The sequence below is a fragment of the Candidatus Salinivivens marinus genome, from assembly GCF_965655845.1.
GTDB lineage: Bacteria > Pseudomonadota > Alphaproteobacteria > Rhodobacterales > Rhodobacteraceae > Salinivivens > Salinivivens marinus.
On record NZ_CBFHHX010000009.1, the window covers coordinates 24868 to 47772 of the forward strand.

The window sequence follows — 22905 nt, forward strand, 5'->3', positions numbered from 1 at the left end:
AATTTGAATTAAATATTTAGTAGCCCAATCGGGTTCTCTAAATTATCGACGATAGTTTGCAAAAGTTGAGCTCCAAGAACACCGTCGATTACTCGATGATCAACTGATAAAGACAGTTCCATTTTTGTAGCAACACCCAGGGATCCATCATCTAATACAGTTGGTTTTTTCTTACCAGTACCCACAGCTAAGATTGCGGCATGAGGCGGGTTAATTATTGCGTCAAAGCTCTCTATACCAAACATGCCTAAATTTGAAATAGCGAAGCTTCCACCTTGAAACTCTGTGGGCATTAGTTTCCTAGCTTTAGCCCGGGAGGCTAGATCTTTCATTTCTTCCGAAATATTTGAAATAGTTTTTTGATCACTATCTTTAATTACAGGTGTGAATAGGCCACCCTCAACGGAGACTGCGACAGCGATATCCGATGATTTGAATTTAATTAATTTATTTCCAGCCCATATTGCATTTGCATTAGGATTGCTTTGCAGTGCTTCCGAGCATGCTTTTATTACAATATCGTTAATGCTTACTTTTATATTTTTATCCGACAATTTTTTATTAATTTTTTGTCTAAAATCTAAAAGATTTTCCATTTCTACACTTCTCCTTAAATAGAAGTGAGGAATATTTTGTTTTGCTTCAGACAAACGAGATGCAATAGTTTTGCGCATTCCATCTAATGCTATTTCTGTAAAATTTCTATTTGAGTAAATTTCCAAGAGCGCATCATAAGAAAAACTATCTGATGTATCTGGAGATACATTTTTTGCAGTTATGACATCAGGTTTTTGAAGAACCTTAGCTAAAGATGTTGATTTTATATTGGTTAAATCTTTTTTAATTATTCGACCGTGAGGCCCAGTCCCTTTAACTAGTTTTATGTCAATTCCCTGTTGTTCTGCAATTCGACGTGCAAGAGGCGTGATAAAAACGCGGTCTCTAGGTTTAGAACTTGAATTATTTTTAATGTCTTTCGCAGTTTTTTCGGTTGCATCAGTTATAACTGGTTTAGGAGCAGCAGGCTCTTCAATTTTTTTACTAGTCGAATTATCTTCCCCACTTAAGGTTGCAATTGCTGAATTTACTTTAACCCCTTCTGTGCCTTCAGCAACTAAAAGTTTCTCGATAATTCCTTCTTCGACAGCTTCAAACTCCATGGTTGCTTTGTCCGTTTCTATTTCTGCAAGAAGGTCTCCAGACTCAACTTTGTCTCCCTCTTTAACAAACCATTTTGCCAATGTACCTTCTTCCATGGTAGGAGAAAGCGCTGGCATTAAAACTTCGATAGCCAATGTTTTCTCCTTACTCATATATTACTTTTTTGACAGCACTAATAACTTCAGCTGTAGTAGTTAGCGCAAGTTTTTCTAAATTAGCAGCATAGGGCATAGGTACATCCTTCCCAGTACAATTAATTACAGGAGCATCCAAATAGTCGAATGCTCTTTCCATTATAACAGCAGATAAATGGTTACCTATCGAACCGATAGGAAAGCCTTCTTCAACAGTTACACATCGATTTGTTTTTTCGATTGAATTTATAATTGTTTCGTAATCAATCGGTCGTAGCGAACGTAAATCGATAACCTCTACTGACACGCCTTCTGCTTCCAACTGGTTTGAGGCTTCAAGAGCATATTGCATTCCAATGCCAAAAGACACAATTGTAACATCTGTACCTTCGCACCAAACACGGGCTTTGCCGAAAGGCACCGTGTAATCTTCCAAAAGTGGAACTTCGAATGATTTTCCATAAAGTATTTCGTTTTCTAGGAAGATAACCGGGTTGTCATCACGTATTGCTGTTTTCATTAAACCTTTAGCGTCGGATGCTGAGTATGGTTGCACTACTTTTAATCCCGGTATGTGAGCATACCAAGCGGCATAATCTTGGCTATGTTGTGCGCCAACCCTAGCAGCAGCACCATTGGGCCCTCGAAACACCATTGGCGCACCCATTTGGCCACCAGACATATAAAGGGTCTTAGCTGCGGAATTGATAATCTGATCGATCGCTTGCATAGAAAAATTAAAAGTCATAAATTCAACGATAGGTCGTAACCCCGCAAATGCAGACCCTACTGCTATACCGGTAAAACCATGCTCAGTTATTGGTGTATCTATGACACGTTTTGAGCCGAATTCATCCAATAAACCTTGAGAAACTTTATATGCCCCCTGATATTCCGCTACCTCTTCTCCCATGAGATACACGGTTTCATCACGGCGCATTTCTTCTGCCATGGCATCTCGAATGGCCTCTCTGACCGTTTGTGTTTTGGTTTGGATGTCAGTGCCCCATTCGGCTTTCATGCCGCTTAATGGTGTTTCTTGGCTTTTAAACTCAGTCCTGGTTAAAGGAGCATCAGTCTGAACATTTTTCTCAATCGGCTGTACATCAACCGTGCTTTCGGTTGCTTCGTTTGCCATCGTCGCAATTGGTGAATTTACTAATACACCTTCTGTACCTTCAGCCACTATAATTTTTGCAAGTATACCTTCATCTACTGCTTCAAATTCCATAGTGGCTTTATCTGTTTCTATTTCGGCTATAATATCTCCTGCTGACACTTTGTCGCCTTCTTTTACAAGCCACTTAGCAAGCTTGCCCTCTTCCATAGTCGGCGATAATGCTGGCATTAAAATTTCAGTTGTCATAGTTTAAACTCTCAAGCGTATATGTCTGTCCAAAGTTCTTCTGCGGAAACTTCTGGGCTATCTTTTGCATATTCAGCACATGCATTAATTATCTCTTTAATCTCTTTATCTATAGTTTTGATTTCTTCATCTGTGGCGTGTTTTTCTGAAACTACTAGAGTTCTAACTGCTTCTATTGGATCTCTTTGAGCTCGCATTTTCTGCACCTCTTCGCGAGTTCTATACTTTGCAGGGTCAGACATCGAGTGTCCTCGATACCGGTAAGTTTTAATCTCTAAGATATATGGACCTTTACCTGCACGGCAATAATCTGCAGCTTTGTCTCCTGCAGTTTTTACAGCTATTACATCCATCCCATCAACAGCTTCACCTTTTATTCCAAATGCCTCACCCCTTGTATAGATTTCAGGGCTTGATGTTGATCTCTCTTGGGCTGTTCCCATAGCGTACTGATTATTTTCTATTACAAATATTACTGGAAGTTTCCATAATGCTGCCATGTTAAAAGTTTCGTAGACTTGACCTTGGTTAGCTGCGCCGTCTCCAAAATATGTAAATGTTACGCAATTGTTTTCTCGGTAGCGATCTGCAAAGGCCAAGCCGGCACCGAGAGGTACTTGTGCCCCCACAATTCCATGCCCACCATAAAAGTTTTTTTCTTTAGAAAACATATGCATGGATCCACCTTTGCCTTTTGAGTAGCCTCCACTGCGCCCAGTGAGTTCCGCCATAACACCATTAGGGTCCATGCCGCAGGCAAGCATGTGCCCATGATCTCGGTAGGAAGTTATTCTCTTATCGCCGTCTCTGGCCGCTGCCTCTAAGCCAACAACAACTGCCTCTTGACCAATATACAAATGGCAGAAGCCACCTATCAATCCCATGCCATAAAGCTGCCCTGCTTTCTCTTCGAAGCGTCTTATCAGGAGCATGTCCCGATAAAATTTGAGTAAGTCATGGCTCTCATCAGTAGATTTTTTAGTGACTTTGCTTGCAGCCATCAGCTTTTCTCCGATAAGTAGTTTAACGTTAAACTACTTATTACATATATTTTTGCAAAGTGCGAGTGCAAAAAATCAAAAGCATATCAGCTATGACTTTTATGCAATTTCAAATGGTAATGTTGCTACTGGATTACAAGTTCGTCTGATCTAACGTATCCGAGAATATCTCTGGCCTGTTGGTCCAAAAGTTCTAGATCCAAGTAATGATCGGAAAGACGCCGCGTCAGGTTTTTTAAATCTGCTATTTCGACATTCAAACTCGTTAATTCTGCCTGTAATTTTTGTATATCGTGATTTATTTCAGCTCGACGAAGGATACCAAAATCGCCTTGCACGGCTGCAAAGGTAAAATAAAGTCCCAATGAAAGAGAAATTGTGAAAACACAAATAATGACCCAAGGTGTGCTTGATCTTTGTTCTGCCATTTTGCCTCAATGTATCTTTTTGGTCAAAGGATGGCACAGAATTAATCAAAAGTGAATCCCCTTTTTTAACTTAAGTCAGAGATGCTTCGTAAATACTTTGGATAGTTTGCTCTAATTGTTTATCAAACTCTTCTTTCGGGTCGTTTCTTTTTAAGCCTTCCGCCAAAGCTCTTGAGAAACTTGCGATAATTTTTTTATTTCGGATTAGCTTGTCAACGGCTTCGTTCTTTTTGAAGCCACCACTTAAAGCGACTATTCGCAATATGTTGGGATGTTTTGTTAGTGGTTCGTATAAATTGTCTTGATCAGGGAGGCTCAGCTTAAGAATTACTTGTTTGTTCGTCCCAATTCGATCGAGCCTGCTCCTAAGGCTGTCATACAGCAGATCTTCAGCTACTTTTTTGTCAGAAATTGTGATGCTCACCTCTGGTTCGATTATTGGTACAAGCCCATATGATAGTATTTCTGAAGCTATATCAAATTGCTGATCTACGATATCTTTGATGCCAGTTTCATTTGCGCCATTTATTACAGAGCGCATTTTTGTACCAAACACTTTGTTTTCTTTTGCCATTTTCAAAGAAGCTTCAAGGTCATCAATTGGCTTTAGTAGTTGCACTTGGTTGTCTATTGAAAGTAGGCCCTTATCGATTTTAAGAAACGGCACGACTTTCAATTTTTCCCAGAGATAAATTGCAGATGGTATTTTATCTATTTTCTTTTGTATTGTATTTTCAAAAAGTATTGCTCCTAAAATCCTGTGGCTAGCGAATGCATTTGACTTTATAATTCGTGTGCGCATTTCATGAATTAAATCATACATATCTTCGGAATTATCATACTCTGATTCCTCTATGCCGTAGAGTTTTAGGGCTTTTGGCGTAGATCCGCCGCTTTGGTCAAGGGCTGCAATAAACCCTTGACCAGCTGATATTTTTAACAATTGTGCATTATTCAATTTATTTGAACCTTTTAAACCATAAGATGGACAATAGCTTAGAAGTCTCGGAAAATGATTCAATCCTGTTAGCGCTATAAATTAAAATTTATTTAAAACCAATTATCCATTATTTTTCTCATTCTAGTGCTGCAATTCCAGGAAGTTTTTTACCTTCCATCCATTCCAAAAATGCGCCACCAGCAGTAGACAGATAGCTAAATCCATCAGAGGCTTCAGCGTTACTTAACGCCGCTAATGTGTCTCCACCACCAGCAACAGAAATTAGCTTTTCATTGTAACTTAAGTTTGAAACAAAATTAGCTAGAATATTTGTCGCCTGGTCAAAAGGCTTTATTTCAAACGCCCCGAGTGGACCGTTCCAAATTACGGTTTTGGAGTTTACTAGAATTCCTTTAGCATTTTCTAGCGTTTTAGGCCCAATATCTAAGATCATTAACTTACTCGGGCAATCGGTTACTGGAACAACAAAGTTTTCAACATCGCTATTTAACTGTTTTGCGACTACCACATCTGAGGGCAGTAAAATTTTACATCCAGCTTTCTGGGCAGTATCTAATATCATGCAAGCATTATTCTTCATTTTGTGTTCTGCTAAAGAAGCTCCAATTGAAAACCCTTTAGCCGCTAAAAAAGTGTTTGCCATGCCACCGCCCAGTATCAGTGTATTCACTTTTTGGATAAGATTGTTGAGTAAGTCTAGCTTGGTAGATACCTTTGAACCGCCCACAATCGCTGTTAAAGGTCTTTCCGGCTTGGTAAGTGCAGATTCCAGAGATAGTAGCTCTTGTTCCATCAACTTGCCAGAGCAATTTGGGAGCAAATGAGCAATCGCCTCGGTGGATGCATGCGCTCGGTGGGCGCAAGAGAAAGCATCGTTGCAGTAAATGTCAGCCAGTTTTGCCAATGATTTTGCAAATGAGATAGAGTTTTTCTCTTCACCTGCATGAAAACGGGTATTTTCAAGTAGAACAACTCCACCAGTTTTCTGTGATTTGACAGCCAGTTCGGCCGCAGTTCCAATGCAGTCGGCAGCAAATATTAAAGGCAAACCGATTAATTTTTCTATGTCAGCAAAAATTTTTGCAAAACTTAAGTGTGGATTTCTCTTACCATTCGGTCGGCCAAGGTGAGCAACTAATATCGGAAGCCCGCCTCTTTTAATTATGTGAGATAAGGTTGGAATAATTTTTTTTATTCGCGTATCGTCTGAAATTTTTTCGTCTTTGATCGGGACGTTTAAATCTACTCGGGTCAGAACCCTTTTGCCTTCTAATTCCATTTGATCCAGCGTTTTCCAGCCCACTGATATTCCCCCTCAATTCAAACTTGGGCTCTTATGCCTCAATAATTAGCAATTATTCAATACGATATCTTGTTAATGAAATAATTTCATCATAGGTATCGTAGCTACAATTAACAGGAGCCGTAAATGGACAATATAAAAGACCCAGAAAACACAATTATTATGGAAGTAAAAGGTGGTACCGTTCTGATAGAACTGCTGCCAGATATTGCACCACTTCACTGTGAAAGAATGAAGACCCTTGTGAGGTCAGGACTTTACGATAATGTTTGTTTCCATAGAGTCATCGAAGGTTTTATGGCGCAAACTGGAGATGTGCAATATGGCAACATGGAGTCAAATTTTGATATAAGAATGGCAGGCCGTGGGGGTTCAGAGTTTCCGGATGTAACAGCAGAATTTTCAGGCATTCCCCATGATAGAGGCACTCTTGGAGCAGCTAGAAGTGCGAACCCAGATAGTGCAAATAGTCAATTTTTTATAAATTTTAACGATAATCACTTTTTAAATCGGCAATATACGGTTTATGGGCGGGTTATATCAGGAATGGAGTTCGTTGACGCACTTGAAAAAGGCGAGCCACCGGCATCTCCAGATAAAATGATATCGGTCGTGGTGGCTGCCGATGCATAGATTGTTACTGTCTTTTTTTATTTTTATGTTTTCGACCATAAGCATCAACGCGGCTAAACTCGAAATTTCAATAAAGGGTGAGGGAGCAAACGGTACTGTAGTAGTAGACCTCTTTGAAGATGTAGCACCACAGCATGTCGAAAGAATTTTGACCCTAGCATCTAATGGAAGCTATGATGGTATAGTTTTTCACCGGGTGATTGAAGGCTTTATGGCTCAAACTGGTGATGTTCAATTCGGTAAAGTTGGAGACAATATCGCTATGGCAGGGCGCGGTGGATCAGAACTGCCAGATTTGCCTGCAGAATTTTCGAATATACCGTTCGATAGAGGTATAGTTGGTATGGCTAGAGCTCAAAACCCAAACAGCGCCAATAGCCAGTTTTTCATAATGTTCAAAGAAGGTTACTTTTTGAATGGTCAATATACAGTAGTGGGTAAAGTCGTAGAGGGAATGGAAATCGTTGACACCATTAAGTTAGGTCTAGGGTCAAATGGAGCGGTTTTAGGAGCTCCGGATTTTATGGCAAAAGTTTCGTCTATGGTTCAATAAATTCCAGGCTTACATGTTCTATTATTTTTGAAGAGTTACAATAGCATGCCTTTTCTTGCCCGCACTAATTTTTAAAGGTTCATTAAAGTCATGAACACTTAGAATCTGATTTGTATCGCTGATTAAAACTCCATTAAGACGAGCTCCATTTTCTGAAATCAAGCGTTTGGCTTCCTTTCCTGATTTAGTCAGTCCTGTTTTCATCAATAATTGGGCCACAGACAAACCAGTTTCAACTTCATTCTTCGAAACGAAGTATGATGGAAGATCGCTTCCAACGCCACCTTTCTCAAAAACTTCTTTTGCAGTTTTTTCTACATCTGATGCCACTTTTTCACCGTGGCATAACTTGGTTACTTGGTTTGCTAGAATAGACTTTGCTTCATTAATTTCGGAGCCTTTCAGAGATCCTAATTTTTCACATTCGATCAGGTCAATTTCCGTGTAAAGTTTAAGGAACTTTCCAACATCTGCATCAGCAGTGTTTCGCCAAAATTGCCAAAAATCAAAGGGTGATAGCATTTCTTTATTTAGCCAGACTGCTCCGTTTTGAGATTTACCCATTTTTTTGCCGTCTGAAGTTGTAAGTAAGGGAGAAGTTAAACCAAATACTTTTGAGTTTGCTTTACGGCGTGACAATTCCATACCGTTTATTATGTTTCCCATCTGATCGGAACCACCCATTTGCAGTATACATCCATATCGCTGGTTTAATTCGTAAAAATCATATGCCTGTAAGATCATATAGTTGAACTCTAGAAATGATAAAGATTGTTCTCGATCTAATCTTGATTTGACACTTTCGAATGAAAGCATGCGATTTACAGAAAAATGGCCACCGATTTCACGAAGGAACTGAATATAATTCAGATCATCGAGCCATTCCGAGTTGTTTACCATTAATGCATCAGAATTCTTCTCTCCAAAATTAAGATAATTTGAAAAAATTCCTTTTATTCCTGAAATATTTTCCTCTATCTGTGAATCGCTTAACAACGGTCTTTCATCCGCCCTAAAGCTTGGATCTCCAACCTTTGTTGTACCGCCACCCATCAATGTAATTGGTTTTCCTCCGGTTTTTTGCAGCCAACGAAGCATCATAATTTGCATTAAGCTGCCGACGTGTAGAGATTTTGCTGTGGCGTCAAATCCTATATAGCCTGGACAAATTTGCGAATTCAAAAGATGATCTAACCCCTCATAGTCGGTGCAATCAGAAATAAAACCACGAGATATCATAATGTTTAGAAAATCTGACTTAGGTCGGAAAACCATTAATAATCCTATCTTTAAATTTCACTGCTTTATAACTAGGTAGCAGACCGAGTAAAAGATACTTACGTAAAATATGTTCTTTTTTTACTAAAAAATCCTTTATTTTTAATTGTAAAGAGTTCCTATGGACAAATTACCTTTTCAGTAATAAATCGTTAATAGTTAGCGCTAACATGAGCATTGCCTGTATATGGGGTGTTATTTGAGCTCGAGTGGTTTACTATACAGTCGGGTATTGTTTTTAGGAGTAAAAAATGGTCTCACGTGTGATCCCAGTTAAAGCCTTCGATCTTGTGGTTTTTGGTGGAACTGGTGACCTTGCCAGAAGAAAAATTTTGCCAAGTCTTTTTCGAAGGTTTGTTGCGGGTCAGATGCCAGATAATGCGCATGTTATAGGGGTTGCAAGATCAGAATTTGACACTAGTGGCTACCAAGATTTAGTTATTGCCGCACTACAAGAGTTTGAGCCAGAGCTGTCGGCGTCAGGTGAATTGAAAAGTTTTATCAAACAAATCCAATATGTACAAATAGATGCTCAAGGTGACCTTGGCTGGTCAGATTTAGCAGAAATAGTTCGAAAAGATGCAATACAAGCTTTTTATTTTTCAGTATCGCCGTCCTTGTTTGGTCCTTTAGCTGAAAAGTTGCACCAATATTCAATTTCATCCAAAAGTTCACGAATAGTATTGGAAAAACCCTTTGGCAGAGATTTAAACTCAGCTCGTGCTTTAAATGCAGTGCTAAAAGAACATTTTAGCGAGGAGCAAATATACAGAATTGATCACTACCTAGGCAAAGAAACGGTTCAAAACCTGATGGCTGTTCGTTTTGGAAATATGTTATTTGAACCGCTGTGGAATTCTCAGTACATCGATCATATTCAAGTCACTGTTGCTGAGTCAGTAGGGGTAGAGGGGCGTGGTAGTTATTATGACCAAGCTGGTGCCATGCGGGATATGGTACAAAACCATCTTATGCAACTGCTTTGTTTAATTGCGATGGAGCCACCAGCTAAGTTTTCACCAGATGCAGTGCGCGATGAAAAGTTGAAAGTTATACGTGCTTTAGATCCAATTAATTCAAAAGATATTGTTCGTGGGCAATATAGTGCTGTGGGCACAGAAAAGGGTTATCTTGAGGCTGTAGAAAACCCTCGTTCAAAAACAGAAAGTTTTATTGCACTTAAAGTTCAAATCAGCAATTGGCGTTGGGCTGGTACTCCTTTTTATCTAAGAACTGGTAAAAAATTAAAAGCAAGATGTTCTGAAATAGCAGTAGTTTTCAAAGAAACACCCCATTCAATTTTTGGCCCAGATGCGGGAAGTCATAGAAATGCACTCGTTATCAGGTTGCAACCCGATGAAGGGATGACAATGGATCTCACTATAAAAGAGCCGGGACCTGGTGGTATGCGACTGATTGATGTTCCTTTGGATATGACTTTCGCCGAGGCTCTAGGTCCTGAGATTGGTGCAGTTCCAGATGCATACGAAAGGCTTATTATGGATGTTATCCGAGGTAACCAAACGCTATTTATGCGAGGCGATGAGGTTGAGGCAGCATGGTCTTGGACAGACCCGGTGATTAATCAATGGGTAAGTAAAGGTACTTCGCCAATCTCTTACGATGCTGGAAGCTCTGGCCCTGAAGACTCTATGATGCTCATGCATAAAGATGGAAGAAAATGGCGCGAAATATCATGAAGAAGATAATAAAGTATGACGAACGAGAAGAATTAATTCAGAAAGTTGCAGCAAAAATATCGGGTGCCTTAATTACTGCGTTAGACGGTCGTGAAACCATTACATTTGCGGTGCCAGGCGGTACAACACCTGGACCTATTTTAGAAAAACTTTCTGAATTTTACTTAGATTGGGCTAGGGTGAACGTCATTCTGGGAGACGAGAGATGGGTTCCTCATTCTCACGAAAGATCAAATACCAGATTGATAATGAAGACACTTTTCAAGAATGAGGCAAAAAAAGCGAGATTTATCCCTATGTACGCTGATTTTGCAAGTCCAGAAGAGGGTATTTTGCGTATTAATAAAGATATTGAGCCTACTCTTCCGTTGTCAGTCGCTCTTCTGGGTATGGGGGAAGATATGCACACCGCATCACTTTTCCCGGGATCAAAAAATTTGGGGCTTGCTTTAAGTAAAGATGCTCCGAACGTGGTTGCTGTATCAGCTCCGGGGATACCTGAACCTCGAATCTCTTTGACTGCGAGAGTTCTAAATTCCTCGCAAGAAAAACATTTGGTGTTTTTTGGTGTAGATAAGAAGAGGGTTCTTGATGAAGCAATGTTTCTTGATCCTTTATCTGCACCGGTTAGTGCCGTTTTAGATGGCGCCGTCGTTCATTGGGCCGAATAGAAAACTGAATAATTTGAGAGAATGAAATGTTCAAGAAGTTAGAAAGACTTTGGAAAGAAAAAAGTTCTAGGTCAATAATTTCTCTATTCGATGATCCGAAACGAGCTATGGATTTTTCAGTGGATTTAGGGGATCTCCTTTTTGATTATTCTAAAACCCAAATTGATGACGAATGTCGTGCAGAGCTTTTAAAACTTGTGGAACTTCAAAAGGTCGAAAAGTTTAAGAATGCAATGTTTTCTGGAGACAAGATAAATAAAACCGAAGATAGATCCGTGCTTCATATGGCATTGCGGAATAAATCAGAGACAAAGATCTTTTCTGACGGTGAAAATGTGATGCCAAAAATTTTCGAAACTATTAAAAAAATGCGGGTATTTACAAAAAGTATACATGAAGGAGAATTTAATGGGTTAGGTGGCCCTATTACTGATGTTGTTAACATAGGCATCGGTGGATCAGATCTAGGTCCGCTTATGGCTACGTCAGCATTGGCCGCCTATCATAGTGGACCGAAATGTCATTTTGTTTCCAATGTTGACGGCGCTCAGATACATGACATTTTGAAAAACCTTAATCCTAAAACAACTTTAATAATTGTTGCGTCAAAAACTTTTACAACCACTGAGACTATGACGAACGCACACACAGCTTTGAGTTGGATGTCACGCGAAGTTCCAAATCCCACCAATCAGTTTGTTGCTGTTTCAAATTCAGTAAGTAATACCAAAGCCTTCGGTATTCCAAAGGAGCGTGTTTTTGATTTTGCGGATTGGGTTGGAGGAAGGTACTCGATTTGGGGCCCTATTGGATTGTCATTGATGCTCGCAATTGGGGTAAAGAACTTCGACGAATTTCTTGAGGGAGCCTTTGAAATGGACCAGCATTTCATGGATGCTCCAGCCGAAAGAAATATGCCAATTATGCTTGCTTTAGTAGGCATTTGGCATAACCAGATTTGTGGTTACCACACTAGAGCAGTTTTGCCTTACGAACAAAGATTATCCAAATTACCTGCCTACTTGCAGCAATTAGAGATGGAAAGTAATGGAAAAAATGTTTCTATAGAGGGTAAAAAATTAAATTATGACACGGGTCCGATTGTCTGGGGCGAGCCTGGCACAAACGGGCAACATGCTTTTTTTCAATTGATCCATCAGGGAACCAGGATTGTTCCATGCGAGTTTTTGGTAGGTGCCATGGGAAATGAAGGCTATCTTGTCGAACATCATGATATTTTGGTTGCGAATTGCCTTGCCCAGTCGGAGGCATTAATGCTTGGGCTTTCTTTACCGGAGGTTATCGAAAGAATGGCCAAAAATGAGGAAAATAAGCAAGAAATTGAAGCTATTGCATCTCATCGAGTATTTCCAGGAAACCGACCCTCGACCACACTAGTTTATTCTAAACTTAACCCATCAACTCTTGGAAAAATTATAGCACTCTACGAACATCGTGTGTTTGTTGAGGGAATAATTCTTGGAATTAACAGCTTTGATCAATGGGGCGTCGAGTTAGGTAAAGTTTTGGCGGAAGAACTTACTCAAATTATTGCAGGCAAAAAAAGTGCTGCTACAAAAGACGGGTCTACCAAAATGCTATTAGCGCGTATCGGTACTTACAAAAACGCATAAATTAACCAATTTTATATACTATTTGTTTGCATCCCATTTTGATACATTTTCTTGAATTTTCTCAATCCGTTTGTTGGTTTTGGGATGGCTGAGCAGCCAAGCGGGCTGTAAGTTACCGTTATTTCCGCTTAATTTTTCTAATTTCTCAAACATGGAGATCTGCGGTTTGACACCTATCCCAGATTTAATCATTATTGCAGATGCGTATTCATCAGCTTCGAACTCATCTGCTCGAGACAAACGAGCCATCAAAAGATTTGAAAGCACGTTGGCCACAATTCCGCCTACACCTGGTAAAACCCTTGAAAGAATGCTGCCCAAAGCCATCCTAAGAGCATTTTGACCTGAAAAGTCTATCATGCGTCGTCTTGTGTGTCCTAAGGCCACATGACCTAATTCGTGTGCGATCACGGATGCGAGTTCATTCCCAGTTACCTCACCGGATGTAAATTTATTATAAAACCCCCTTGTTATGAAAATTTTTCCATCGGGCGCTGCCAGCCCATTCACTGGTTCGATCTCATAGATGTTTACAGATATGCTTTCTAAATCAAGTGCATTAGCCAGCAATTGAATTGGTTTAAGGAGCTGTTTATCTGCTAACAAGCTTGATTGATTTTTAAGGGTTCGGTTCAACCTCCAAGCTGATAACCGAAACATCACCAAACCATATACCAGAGGCAATATTATGGGGACAAACTTTATCATCCTTTTAGATATGATACTTTGGTCAGCAATTTTCAACTCATGAGCGTAGTGTTTTCATGCCCTGGTCTATTCCATTTAAATTTAGCGGGAACATCCTTGATTGGAAAATTTCCTTTATAATTTCTACTGATTGCGTGTATTGCCACTGAGAAACGGGTAAGGGGTTGATCCAGATATTAGATGGCCATTGAGTTCGTGCACGCTCTAGCCAAACCGAACCAGACTCTTCGTTCCAATATTCATTAGCGCCGCCTGGATAAAGGATTTCATACGGAGACATCGATGCGTCGCCTACAAATATACATTTATAATCAGAACCATATGTATTTAGAATTTCCCAAGTGTCTATTTTCTTTTCCCAACGCCTAGTGTTGTCTTCCCATACACCTTCATAAAGACAATTATGAAAATAGTAGTGTTCAAGGTTTTTAAACTCTGCACGAGCCGCCGAAAATAGTTCCTCAACTAATCTGATATATGGATCCATAGAACCACCAACATCTAGAAAAAGAAGTAGTTTCACCGCATTACGTCTCTCAGGTCGCGTTTTAACGTCCAAGTAACCTTTTTCAGCAGTAGACCGAATTGTACCTTGCAGATCTAATTCATCCTCAGCACCATTTCTCACCCACTGCCTTAGACGTTTCATTGCTACTTTAATATTTCTTGTACCAAGTTCTATCGTGTCATCTAAATTTTTAAATTCACGCTTGTCCCAAACTTTTACTGCACGCTGGTGCCTACTTCGGTCCTGACCAATTCTGACGCCCTCAGGATTGTATCCATAGGCACCAAAGGGTGAAGTGCCTGCTGTCCCAATCCACTTACTACCACCTTGGTGGCGTTTTTCTTGTTCTTCGAGACGTTTCTTTAAAGTTTCGATCAGCTTTTCAAAACTACCAAGCGCTTCAATTTTTTCTAATTCCTCTTTGTCGAATACTCGCTCCATAAGTTTTTTCAACCAAGCCTCAGGCACATCCAAAGACTCTATTAGGTCTGTGATTGATAAAGATTCAATACCGGCAAAGGTTCTTGAAAAAGCTCTATCAAATTTATCTAAATGCCTTTCGTCCTTCACCATTATTATGCGTCCAAGAAAATAAAAGTGATCAACATCGTAAGTACAAAGCTCAAGTGATACGGACTCAAGAAATGTTAAGTATTCTCTTAAACTCACTGGCACCTTGTGTTGTCGTAAATTTTCGAAAAATTTGATAAACATTTTTTTAAAAAATCGTTCTGTCCAAAATAACAGTTATTATTACACCAATTATTGCATAAAATAGAAAGTATCCAGCAGAGTACTGAAGTATATCAAGTGTTTTGCCACCACGCTTTTTAGCTAATCTAGCACCCCAAATACCTCCAAAAATGCCAAATAATAGGTACATAGGCTTCTCCCCAAAATTATCTTTGATTTCGCGCCATAAAGGCTAGGCGTTCAAAAAGTTGTACGTCTTGTTCATTTTTTAAGAGTGCTCCATGCAACTGAGGTAAAGCGTTTTTACCTTGCTTTGTCAGATCAGTTGCACTCAGATCTTCTGCCAATAATAACTTTAACCAATCCAATGCCTCCGAGGTTGAAGGTTTCTTTTTCAATCCAGGCTGCTCACGTAACTCGAAGAATTGTGCCAGTGCTGTCGACAAAAGGTTTTGTTTTATATTGGGGTAGTGCACTCGAACTATTTTTTCTAATGTTTCTTGATCAGGAAACCTAATGTAATGAAAAAAACAGCGTCTCAGGAACGCATCAGGGAGTTCTTTTTCATTATTTGAGGTAATAATAACCACTGGTCTTCTTATCGCTTTTACGTTCTCGCCTGTCTCATATACGTGAAAAGCCATTTTATCTAGTTCTTGTAAAAGATCGTTAGGGAATTCGATATCGGCTTTGTCAACCTCATCAATAAGCAAAACAACTTTTTCCTTTGACTCAAAAGCTTGCCATAGTTTCCCTTTTTTAATGTAGTTTCTTACGTCTTCGACTTTTTTATCACCCAACTGGCTATCTCTCAGGCGTGAAACAGCGTCATACTCATATAAACCTTGTTGGGCTTTAGTTGTTGACTTAATGTTCCATTCATAAAGTTGTAGGCCCAGAGAGCTTGCTACTTGTTTTGCAAGCTCGGTTTTTCCAGTACCTGGCTCACCCTTAACAAGCAAAGGTCGCTCCAAAGTAACTGCTGCATTCACAGCAATTTTTAAATCTTCAGTTGCAACATAATTCTGAGTGCCGTCAAACTTCATTCAGATCACCTTCTTCTCAAAACTACCAACCAGTAAAACAACGAGATCTTTTGCACATAAATAAAAAACGTTCAATCTTCATTTTTGACTAGTGACATTTTAATCCAATTGCTTTACTTCGCCAGAGATAGGTTTAATTACATATCTAGATATTGGTCAAGTTTTGGATTTATGAACTGCTTGGGGGACAAAGCATGAAACAGGATAAGGTTTTTTTCGAAGATTATCGTCCAGTCGAGGGCGAGCCGTTTATGAATGATCGTCAATTAGAATACTTTAGACGTAAACTCGTTACTTGGAAAAATGATCTTATGTCTGATTCCAAGGAGACTATTGAAGGGCTCCAGGATAACACACGAAATATTCCCGATATTGCGGATCGGGCCAGTGAAGAAACCGATAGAGCGCTTGAATTGAGAACGCGAGATAGACAAAGAAAGTTAGTTTCTAAAATTGACGCCGCGCTTCGCAGGATCGATGAGGGTGAATACGGCTATTGTGAAATGACTGGCGAGCCGATCTCACTCAAAAGGCTTGATGCAAGACCAATCGCAACAATGACGCTCGAAGCTCAAGAACGTCATGAACGTAGCGAAAAAGTGCACAGAGACGATTAGAAATATAGTTTGATATTTTCTAGTCTTGATGCTGGAAAACTCGAAACATATTATTATTGTAGGAGCCGGGATAGCTGGCCTAACCGCTGCGATCAGTTTGAGGCACTATGGTATAAGAGCAAGCATATACGAGAGATCCCCGGAAATCATAACTGCCGGTGCGGGCATTCAGCTTAGCCCAAATGCAAACAGAGTACTCTCCAGGATAGGAGTTTTGAAAGAGATTTCTTCGGTCTCGATACGCTGTCATGGTGTGAAGGTCTTTGACTATAAATCAAACCGACAGCTTGCGCTATTTGATTACATGAAATTCAAAGGTAATGACTTGTTTTACTTTTGCCATCGAGCGGATTTAGTTGGGGTCCTCTATGCAGCCTGTAAAAAATTGGAAATTCCAGTTTACTTCAATAAAAAATTAGAGAAAATAGTTAATAGAAAAGCTATATTTTCAGATGGGAAGGCATTATCTGCTGAGCTAATAATTGGAGCAGATGGTTTGCATTCCAATGTTCGAAAAACCATTGCTGATGAGGCTAAACCCGTATTTACTGGTCAAATTGCTTGGAGATCAATTGTACCGAATTCAATCAATCAGGGTGATTTTTCTCATGTTACACTAGCTCCTAAAAGGCACTTGGTGAGCTATCCGATTAAAGATGGAAGTGAGCTGAATTTAGTTCTAATTAAGGAGCAAGATGAGTGGCAGCCGGATGGATGGAAACATCTTGAAGACCCAAAAGTAGTAAAAGAAAACTTCAAGGATTTTTCTGGTGGAACAGCTGAAGTTATATCCTCAATAGAAAATGTATATAAGTGGGGATTATTTAGATATCCCCTGAAACAAAGTTGGTACAACGACCGAGTGATTTTGATCGGAGATGCTGCTCATCCCACTTTGCCATTCTTGGCTCAGGGGGCTGCAATGGCAATTGAAGATAGCTTCGTGCTTGCTTCTAAAATCTTTGAATTTTCAAATTCATTTGTTGCTTTCAAAGAGTTCCGACGTGAAAGGTTTCCACGTGTAAGGCGAGTAGTACTCGCATCCACAAAAAATGCGCATATCTTTCATTTATCAAACATAATATCTAGAAGGGTTTTCCAAGTTTCATTGCGGTTCTTGAGTAAGTTCTTTCCACATCTTCTTGTAAAGCGTTTTAACTGGATCTATGATCATAACGTTACAAATAAACATTACTCTAGCTGATCCAGTGCATTGATTATTGTAAGTAAGATTAAATACTGAGTTCAATCCAGATTGGGACGTGATCAGACGGTTTTTCTCCAGATCGGATATGTTTATCAATTTTGCAGTTTTCCAATAAATCAGCGCATTGAGGAGTGAGTAAAAAATGGTCTATTCTCACTCCATCATCGCGGTCCCAGGCACCAGCTTGATAATCCCAGAAGCTGTAGTTTCCTGAACCAAAATTTTTTGCCCGGAAAGCATCTGTATAACCTAAATTAATTATTTTCCTGAATTCGGCTCGACTTTCTGGTAAAAACAGCGCGTCTTTCTCCCAATTGTCTATATTTGCTGCATCTTCTGGTTGGGGAATGATGTTGAAATCACCTGCCATAAATGCTGGCGCCTCACTATCTATAAGGTCTTTAGCTCTTTGGTAAAGTCTATGCATCCACTTTAGTTTATAATCATATTTGGGCCCAGGTGTAGGATTTCCATTTGGAAGGTACAAATTACACATGCGAATTGCGTGATCTCCCACAATTGTGGCTTCTAACCAACGAGCTTGATCATCTGTGCTGTCGCCTGGTAATTCGGTCACAACGTCCTCAAGAGGAAGTTTTGAAATAATGGCAACACCGTTAAATGATTTTTGTCCATTAACTGCTACGTTATAACCAACATCCTCAAATAGGTTTGATGGGAATTTTTCGCTAACTGATTTTATTTCTTGCATCAGAACTACATCTGGCCGAGCTTCTTCAAGCCAAGTCATTAAAGCCTTTTCTCTTGCTTTTATTCCATTAATATTAAAGCTGGCAATTTTCACCGTGATTGCTTCTTTAAATTGAAAAGCTAGTACCGCAACCACATGAGCTAGTCGCGTTAGGGTTATCGATCACAAATCTGGCACCAATTAATTCATCGGAATAATCAATAATAGCATTTTCCAAAAATGGGAGAGAAGCTGAGTCAATAATAACTTTTTCTCCGCCTTCCTCTATTACCAGGTCTTCCGCTGTTGGATTTCCCAAACTTATTTCGTATTGAAATCCGGAGCAACCACCACCTTCTACAGCAATTCGTAAAGCCTTTCCTTCATTCGCGGCATTGATTTCATTCAAACGTTCAAATGCTCTGCGTGTGACTTTTGGTGGTAGATACATCGATTAAATTCCAATATTATATGGCATACAAGAGATCTATACTATAATTTGTAATCACTCAATTTACAAGGAATCTTCAGAAAAATGCAGTCAAACTTCGCATCAAACCCTGCACAAAGCATGGGTAGATTGCATAATGAAAATAAAAGTAGTTTCCGTGATAACTTTCAGCGTGATCGGGATAGAGTTATTCATTGCAGCGCTTTTCGTCGTTTAAAACACAAAACTCAGGTCTTTGTTGAACACGAAAGCGACTATTTCAGAACGAGGTTAACACATACAATCGAGGTTGCACAGGTTGCTCGGACTATTGCGGGTGTATTAGGACTAAATTCAGAGTTGACCGAAGCAATTTCTTTAGCACATGACTTGGGTCATCCGCCTTTTGGGCATACAGGAGAGGAAGCCTTAAATAGTCTAATGTCAGAGCACTCAGGTTTTAATCACAATGCACATGCATTAAAACTTGTAACATTTATTGAGCGCCACTATGCCGCTTTTGATGGGCTAAATCTCAGTTGGGAGACTTTGGAGGGTATAGTTAAGCACAATGGCCCTCTAGTGAAAGAGGTTCCAAGGTACATCGAGCATTATGACAGGTTACATAAATTAGATTTGTTTGATTATGCTAGCGCGGAAGCTCAAGTAGCCGCAATATCAGATGATATTGCATATAACAGTCACGATTTACACGATGGCCTAAGGGCGGGGCTTTTTAGCATCGAAGAGTTAACATCACTGCCCTTGTTAAGTGAATGCTTTCAGTCAGTGGATAAGAAGTATCCACAAATTGATAATTACCGAAGACAACATGAGGCATTAAGATGTTTTTTGGGTATGTTAGTTGATGACGTTCTTAAAGAAGCGCAAAAGACTTTCGCTAAACTGGTACCCACTTCGCCAGATGATTTTAGGAAAGCTGGTTTCCAGGTTATTAGTTTTTCTCATGAACTAGAAAGGAATTTGGATATAATAAGAAGTTTCCTTTTTGAACGGATGTATAGGGCGTCAAGTGTTTTGCAGATGCGAGAGAAAGTTACAAAGATTGTTAAAGAGCTTTTTGCGGCTTACACTAACGATCCAAATTTGATGCCTAAAAAGTGGCAGAAGGATCTTATTTCTGTTTACTGTGATGCCGATATAGTAAGCTTAGTTTGTGACTATATAGCAGGAATGACAGATCGATTTGCAATTTCTCAATATGAAAAGATATTTGGTAAGCCGATTAAGACTTCTTAAAATTTAACTTGGTCCTGATAGAGCATTGAACTTTTTCCGTAGCTTGATAAACACAAGGTATTAAAGGGTTTAAGCAAATATGAATTTATTTACGCATGTTCGTGAAATTTTGATAGACAGTTTACATGATCTGTCAACTCAAGGTATTTTGCCTGCTGATACAGATTTTTCACAAATTACGGTAGAACCACCTAAAGATTCTCGTCATGGGGATATGGCAACGAACGCTGCGATGGTTCTTTCAAAGTCAGTAGAAACTAAACCGCGGGAACTAGCTAAGATAATAAGTGAGTCATTGTCACAGAATGAAATCGTTTTATCGGTAGATATAGCTGGTCCTGGTTTTATAAATATCAGTTTGAGTGAGCCATGCTGGCACAGTTTACTCTCTTGCGTACTATTAAATGGCATAAATTTTGGTAGGTCTAATATCGGATCCTCAAAAAAGGTAAACGTAGAATTTGTTTCTGCTAACCCGACAGGCCCACTTCACGTAGGCCATACTAGAGGCGCCGTTTTTGGTGATGCCCTCGCAAGTCTTCTATCATATTCTGGTTATGAAGTAACCCGAGAATACTATATTAATGATGGTGGCACTCAAGTAGATGTTTTGGCTAGGTCTGTTTTCCTCCGGTATCAGGAAGCATTTGGCAAGGAGGTTGTATTTGAGGATGGGACTTATCCGGGAGACTATTTGAGACCAATTGCACTAAAGCTAAAAGACAAAGTTGGAGATGCATATTTACAAAAGTCTGAGGATGAGTGGCTTCCTGAATTCAGAGATTACGCTGTTCAGGCGATGATGGACTTAATTAAGTCGGATTTAGATCTTCTGGGTATAGAAATGGATACCTATTTTTCTGAAAAATCTCTTTATGACAGTGGAAAAATAGAGGCTGCATTGGATCGCCTAAGCAATAATGGGCTCATTTATAAAGGGATTTTAGAGCCTCCTAAGGGCAAAAAGACAGAAGATTGGGAGCCGCGTGAGCAAACATTATTTAAATCCACTCTGCATGGCGACGATGTAGATCGGCCAGTTTTAAAATCTGATGGTACATGGACATATTTTGCTCCAGATATAGCCTATCACTTTGATAAAATAACCCGAGGTTTTGATCTCTTAATAGATATATTTGGAGCGGATCATGGCGGTTATGTAAAAAGAATGAAAGCCGCAGTTTCTGCTCTCTCTAATGGGGCAGTAACGTTGGATATTAAACTATGTCAGCTAGTAAAACTTTATCAAAATGGCGAGCCGTTTAAAATGTCTAAGCGTGCAGGTAATTTTGTGATGCTTAGAGACCTGGTTGAGCAGGTTGGGCCCGACGTAACTCGATTTGTTATGCTTACTCGAAAAAATGATGCAGCACTAGATTTTGACTTTCAAAAAGTATTAGAGCAAAGTCGCGAAAATCCGGTTTTTTATGTGCAGTATGCACATGCGCGAATAAAGTCAGTTATTCGTAAGGCAGAGGAATTGAATATTGATATTTCAGATCGCTCTCTATCCGAGATAAATTTAGCTGATCTTACACATTCCTCAGAATTGAGTCTTATTAAAAAGATCGCTGAGTGGCCCAGGCTTGTTGAGGTGGCAGCTCGTTTATATGAGCCGCATAGAATTGCGTTTTACCTTTTTGACTTATCGTCCCAGTTACACGCTCATTGGAGTAAAGGTAGCGACAATCGGGACCTTAGGTTTCTGCACAATGATAATTTAGTAAAAACTCAGGGCAAAATTGCACTTGCCCGTGCAGTTTCTATTGTTATTTCCTCAGGGCTTGCTATTCTGGGAGTAGAACCAGCAGAAAAAATGTAAAAACGATAATTCTGCGGTTTATGAGGCAAGGTGCTGGGATAACCCAGCGAAGAGAGGTTTTAATGACTGAGCAGCTTTATTCAGCCAGCGCTGTAGGGAATTCAAATAAAGATATCCAAAACAGCAAATTATCTATTTTTTCAATATTTGGTGCTATAATAAGTTTAAATCTGATATTGTGGGCAGGTTATTGGGCATACAATATCATTTCTCGTGATATAAACGGAATACCAATTGTCGCGGCTCAACCGGGACCACTAAGGGTCGCTCCGGATACCCCAGGGGGTATTGAGGCAGAAAACATTGAATTAGCTGTGACGAAGATTGCCTCACAAGAATTACCACCCAATCCTCAGGCAGTAGAATTAGCCCCTAGCACCGAAAAATTAACCCCTGACGATATAACGATATTTCAGGCTGTAGGACAAAAAAAGATAATTGATAGGCAAGCTACACTAAAAAATCAAATTCATGTAGGGATAATTGAGCCCAATCTTTCGAAAGAAATTTCATTCGAACCAGTCAATACAGTAACTAATACCGCGAATTATACTATCACTGAAAATCAATCTGAATTAGTGGCTGCCGCCCTTGCTCTAGCTTTGAAGCCAAGCGCTGATAATTTAATAGGCAATGCTTTTGCGCAAAACAATAAATTCAAACAAATAAAACCCAGGCCTAGACCAGGTTCGTTACTTGAAGTAAGTATGTCTACTACTGAGACTGTCATTCGTCCAGCTCTTGCTTCTGTTGAGACAGGCCTTGCGGTGGTTCAATTTGGAACATTCCCAACAGAAACAGTAGCTTTTGAGGAATGGGATAGGCTTTCCAAAAATCTTTCAGTTATTTTGGCTGGTAGGCCAAAATATGTCGAACGTATTAAAAGAAATGGTGCCGAGATATACCGTTTAAGATTAGGTGGCTTTGTTAATATTGATGACGCTAGCCGCTTTTGTTCTGCGGTCATATCTCAAGAAAACTGTGTGCCCGTAATAGCAAAGTGAATTAAGAGAATCTCTTGAGTAAATTTTTCTAATTTACGGATTCTTCCATGCAATTACTTGACATCTTTGTTCTGAAAGATCAGCCTTGTTAAGGGG

23 protein-coding genes are annotated in these 22905 nt (G+C 39.6%); 10 read left to right on the forward strand and 13 right to left on the reverse strand.

The annotated features are described in order from the left end of the window. Window positions 1-8: 8 nt before the first annotated feature. From ACTF5Q_RS09015 to ACTF5Q_RS09040, 6 genes are all read right to left on the reverse strand, one after another. Entirely contained in the window at window positions 9-1295 is a 1287-nt protein-coding gene (locus ACTF5Q_RS09015; RefSeq protein ID WP_438954287.1) for a pyruvate dehydrogenase complex dihydrolipoamide acetyltransferase, read from the reverse strand. 10 nt (window positions 1296-1305) lie between these two features. Next, the gene (locus tag ACTF5Q_RS09020; protein ID WP_438954288.1) at window positions 1306-2661 is read right to left on the reverse strand and encodes a pyruvate dehydrogenase complex E1 component subunit beta; all 1356 of its coding nucleotides are present in this window, start codon (window positions 2659-2661) and stop codon (window positions 1306-1308) included. An 11-nt stretch (window positions 2662-2672) separates the two neighbouring features. Then, the gene (pdhA, locus tag ACTF5Q_RS09025) at window positions 2673-3662 is read right to left on the reverse strand and encodes a pyruvate dehydrogenase (acetyl-transferring) E1 component subunit alpha (RefSeq protein ID WP_438954289.1); all 990 of its coding nucleotides are present in this window, start codon (window positions 3660-3662) and stop codon (window positions 2673-2675) included. Between the two features lie 125 nt (window positions 3663-3787). Next, on the reverse strand, window positions 3788-4090 hold the full coding sequence (locus tag ACTF5Q_RS09030) for an FtsB family cell division protein (protein WP_438954290.1): 303 nt from the start codon (window positions 4088-4090) through the stop codon (window positions 3788-3790). 70 nt (window positions 4091-4160) lie between these two features. Then, the gene (locus ACTF5Q_RS09035; RefSeq protein ID WP_438954291.1) at window positions 4161-5048 is read right to left on the reverse strand and encodes a fructose bisphosphate aldolase; all 888 of its coding nucleotides are present in this window, start codon (window positions 5046-5048) and stop codon (window positions 4161-4163) included. A gap of 118 nt (window positions 5049-5166) precedes the next feature. Further along, on the reverse strand, window positions 5167-6354 hold the full coding sequence (locus ACTF5Q_RS09040; RefSeq protein ID WP_438954292.1) for a phosphoglycerate kinase: 1188 nt from the start codon (window positions 6352-6354) through the stop codon (window positions 5167-5169). 126 nt (window positions 6355-6480) lie between these two features. Here ACTF5Q_RS09040 and ACTF5Q_RS09045 point away from each other — a divergent pair, with 126 nt between their 5' ends. Both ACTF5Q_RS09045 and ACTF5Q_RS09050 read left to right on the forward strand, forming a co-directional pair. Further along, window positions 6481-6987 (forward strand): peptidylprolyl isomerase, encoded by a 507-nt coding sequence (locus ACTF5Q_RS09045; RefSeq protein ID WP_438954293.1) that lies wholly within the window; start codon window positions 6481-6483, stop codon window positions 6985-6987. After that, a complete protein-coding gene (locus ACTF5Q_RS09050) occupies window positions 6980-7540 on the forward strand; it encodes a peptidylprolyl isomerase (RefSeq protein WP_438954294.1) in 561 nt (186 codons plus the stop codon). Before ACTF5Q_RS09045 ends, ACTF5Q_RS09050 begins: the two co-directional genes overlap by 8 nt. A gap of 21 nt (window positions 7541-7561) precedes the next feature. On the opposite strand, the gene tyrS is transcribed toward ACTF5Q_RS09050, so the two are convergent. Continuing rightward, a complete protein-coding gene (tyrS, locus tag ACTF5Q_RS09055) occupies window positions 7562-8815 on the reverse strand; it encodes a tyrosine--tRNA ligase (RefSeq protein WP_438954295.1) in 1254 nt (417 codons plus the stop codon). Between the two features lie 254 nt (window positions 8816-9069). Here tyrS and zwf point away from each other — a divergent pair, with 254 nt between their 5' ends. From zwf to pgi, 3 genes are read left to right on the forward strand one after another with little or no spacing between them, the layout of a single operon-like run. Next, window positions 9070-10518, forward strand: a complete 1449-nt coding sequence (gene zwf, locus ACTF5Q_RS09060; RefSeq protein WP_438954296.1) for a glucose-6-phosphate dehydrogenase — start codon at window positions 9070-9072, stop codon at window positions 10516-10518. Then, window positions 10515-11189, forward strand: a complete 675-nt coding sequence (gene pgl / locus ACTF5Q_RS09065) for a 6-phosphogluconolactonase (protein ID WP_438954297.1) — start codon at window positions 10515-10517, stop codon at window positions 11187-11189. The genes zwf and pgl overlap by 4 nt, the downstream gene beginning before the upstream one ends. Window positions 11190-11215: 26 nt before the next feature. Further along, the gene (gene pgi / locus ACTF5Q_RS09070; protein WP_438954298.1) at window positions 11216-12823 is read left to right on the forward strand and encodes a glucose-6-phosphate isomerase; all 1608 of its coding nucleotides are present in this window, start codon (window positions 11216-11218) and stop codon (window positions 12821-12823) included. A gap of 18 nt (window positions 12824-12841) precedes the next feature. Here pgi and ACTF5Q_RS09075 read toward each other — a convergent pair whose 3' ends face one another. From ACTF5Q_RS09075 to ACTF5Q_RS09090, 4 genes are read right to left on the reverse strand one after another with little or no spacing between them, the layout of a single operon-like run. Further along, the gene (locus ACTF5Q_RS09075; protein WP_438954299.1) at window positions 12842-13531 is read right to left on the reverse strand and encodes a M48 family metallopeptidase; all 690 of its coding nucleotides are present in this window, start codon (window positions 13529-13531) and stop codon (window positions 12842-12844) included. 37 nt (window positions 13532-13568) lie between these two features. Next, complete coding sequence (locus tag ACTF5Q_RS09080) at window positions 13569-14753, reverse strand: vWA domain-containing protein (RefSeq protein WP_438954300.1); 1185 nt, start codon at window positions 14751-14753, stop codon at window positions 13569-13571. A 4-nt stretch (window positions 14754-14757) separates the two neighbouring features. Next, window positions 14758-14922 carry an apolipoprotein acyltransferase gene (locus ACTF5Q_RS09085; RefSeq protein WP_438954301.1) on the reverse strand — a complete coding sequence of 55 codons (165 nt, stop codon included), beginning with the start codon at window positions 14920-14922 and terminating at the stop codon, window positions 14758-14760. Between the two features lie 16 nt (window positions 14923-14938). Beyond that, window positions 14939-15778 (reverse strand): AAA family ATPase, encoded by an 840-nt coding sequence (locus tag ACTF5Q_RS09090; RefSeq protein ID WP_438954302.1) that lies wholly within the window; start codon window positions 15776-15778, stop codon window positions 14939-14941. Window positions 15779-15972: 194 nt separating this feature from the next. Here ACTF5Q_RS09090 and dksA point away from each other — a divergent pair, with 194 nt between their 5' ends. Then, window positions 15973-16395, forward strand: a complete 423-nt coding sequence (gene dksA, locus ACTF5Q_RS09095) for an RNA polymerase-binding protein DksA (protein WP_438954303.1) — start codon at window positions 15973-15975, stop codon at window positions 16393-16395. 28 nt (window positions 16396-16423) lie between these two features. Next, a complete protein-coding gene (locus ACTF5Q_RS09100; RefSeq protein ID WP_438954304.1) occupies window positions 16424-17599 on the forward strand; it encodes an FAD-dependent oxidoreductase in 1176 nt (391 codons plus the stop codon). 28 nt (window positions 17600-17627) lie between these two features. Here ACTF5Q_RS09100 and xth read toward each other — a convergent pair whose 3' ends face one another. Beyond that, window positions 17628-18407 (reverse strand): exodeoxyribonuclease III, encoded by a 780-nt coding sequence (xth, locus tag ACTF5Q_RS09105; RefSeq protein ID WP_438954305.1) that lies wholly within the window; start codon window positions 18405-18407, stop codon window positions 17628-17630. Window positions 18408-18420: 13 nt separating this feature from the next. Then, window positions 18421-18744 (reverse strand): HesB/IscA family protein, encoded by a 324-nt coding sequence (locus ACTF5Q_RS09110; protein WP_438954306.1) that lies wholly within the window; start codon window positions 18742-18744, stop codon window positions 18421-18423. 84 nt (window positions 18745-18828) lie between these two features. On the opposite strand from ACTF5Q_RS09110, the gene ACTF5Q_RS09115 reads away from it, so the two are divergent. The 3 genes from ACTF5Q_RS09115 to ACTF5Q_RS09125 all read left to right on the forward strand — a co-directional run bounded on the left by ACTF5Q_RS09115 (window position 18829) and on the right by ACTF5Q_RS09125 (window position 22809). Next, window positions 18829-19983 (forward strand): deoxyguanosinetriphosphate triphosphohydrolase, encoded by a 1155-nt coding sequence (locus ACTF5Q_RS09115; protein WP_438954307.1) that lies wholly within the window; start codon window positions 18829-18831, stop codon window positions 19981-19983. 79 nt (window positions 19984-20062) lie between these two features. Then, window positions 20063-21805: an arginine--tRNA ligase gene (gene argS / locus ACTF5Q_RS09120; protein ID WP_438954308.1), complete on the forward strand. Its 1743-nt coding sequence runs from the start codon at window positions 20063-20065 to the stop codon at window positions 21803-21805. Window positions 21806-21867: 62 nt separating this feature from the next. After that, window positions 21868-22809, forward strand: coding sequence for an SPOR domain-containing protein (locus ACTF5Q_RS09125; RefSeq protein ID WP_438954309.1), 942 nt, complete (start codon window positions 21868-21870; stop codon window positions 22807-22809). Window positions 22810-22905: the final 96 nt, after the last annotated feature.

Bases quoted from the DNA above. Each gene is read 5' to 3' on its own strand.
- ACTF5Q_RS09045 (WP_438954293.1), top strand. From the start codon at position 6,481: ATGGACAATATAAAAGACCCAGAAAACACAATTATTATGGAAGTAAAA.
- ACTF5Q_RS09125 (WP_438954309.1), top strand. From the start codon at position 21,868: ATGACTGAGCAGCTTTATTCAGCCAGCGCTGTAGGGAATTCAAATAAA.
- ACTF5Q_RS09030 (WP_438954290.1), bottom strand. From the start codon at position 4,090: ATGGCAGAACAAAGATCAAGCACACCTTGGGTCATTATTTGTGTTTTC.
- ACTF5Q_RS09080 (WP_438954300.1), bottom strand. From the start codon at position 14,753: ATGTTTATCAAATTTTTCGAAAATTTACGACAACACAAGGTGCCAGTG.
- pgl (WP_438954297.1), top strand. From the start codon at position 10,515: ATGAAGAAGATAATAAAGTATGACGAACGAGAAGAATTAATTCAGAAA.
- dksA (WP_438954303.1), top strand. From the start codon at position 15,973: ATGAAACAGGATAAGGTTTTTTTCGAAGATTATCGTCCAGTCGAGGGC.
- ACTF5Q_RS09020 (WP_438954288.1), bottom strand. From the start codon at position 2,661: ATGACAACTGAAATTTTAATGCCAGCATTATCGCCGACTATGGAAGAG.
- ACTF5Q_RS09075 (WP_438954299.1), bottom strand. From the start codon at position 13,531: ATGATAAAGTTTGTCCCCATAATATTGCCTCTGGTATATGGTTTGGTG.
- ACTF5Q_RS09115 (WP_438954307.1), top strand. From the start codon at position 18,829: ATGCAGTCAAACTTCGCATCAAACCCTGCACAAAGCATGGGTAGATTG.
- pdhA (WP_438954289.1), bottom strand. From the start codon at position 3,662: ATGGCTGCAAGCAAAGTCACTAAAAAATCTACTGATGAGAGCCATGAC.
- pgi (WP_438954298.1), top strand. From the start codon at position 11,216: ATGTTCAAGAAGTTAGAAAGACTTTGGAAAGAAAAAAGTTCTAGGTCA.
- ACTF5Q_RS09085 (WP_438954301.1), bottom strand. From the start codon at position 14,922: ATGTACCTATTATTTGGCATTTTTGGAGGTATTTGGGGTGCTAGATTA.
- ACTF5Q_RS09110 (WP_438954306.1), bottom strand. From the start codon at position 18,744: ATGTATCTACCACCAAAAGTCACACGCAGAGCATTTGAACGTTTGAAT.
- ACTF5Q_RS09100 (WP_438954304.1), top strand. From the start codon at position 16,424: ATGCTGGAAAACTCGAAACATATTATTATTGTAGGAGCCGGGATAGCT.
- ACTF5Q_RS09090 (WP_438954302.1), bottom strand. From the start codon at position 15,778: ATGAAGTTTGACGGCACTCAGAATTATGTTGCAACTGAAGATTTAAAA.
- tyrS (WP_438954295.1), bottom strand. From the start codon at position 8,815: ATGGTTTTCCGACCTAAGTCAGATTTTCTAAACATTATGATATCTCGT.
- ACTF5Q_RS09050 (WP_438954294.1), top strand. From the start codon at position 6,980: ATGCATAGATTGTTACTGTCTTTTTTTATTTTTATGTTTTCGACCATA.
- argS (WP_438954308.1), top strand. From the start codon at position 20,063: ATGAATTTATTTACGCATGTTCGTGAAATTTTGATAGACAGTTTACAT.
- zwf (WP_438954296.1), top strand. From the start codon at position 9,070: ATGGTCTCACGTGTGATCCCAGTTAAAGCCTTCGATCTTGTGGTTTTT.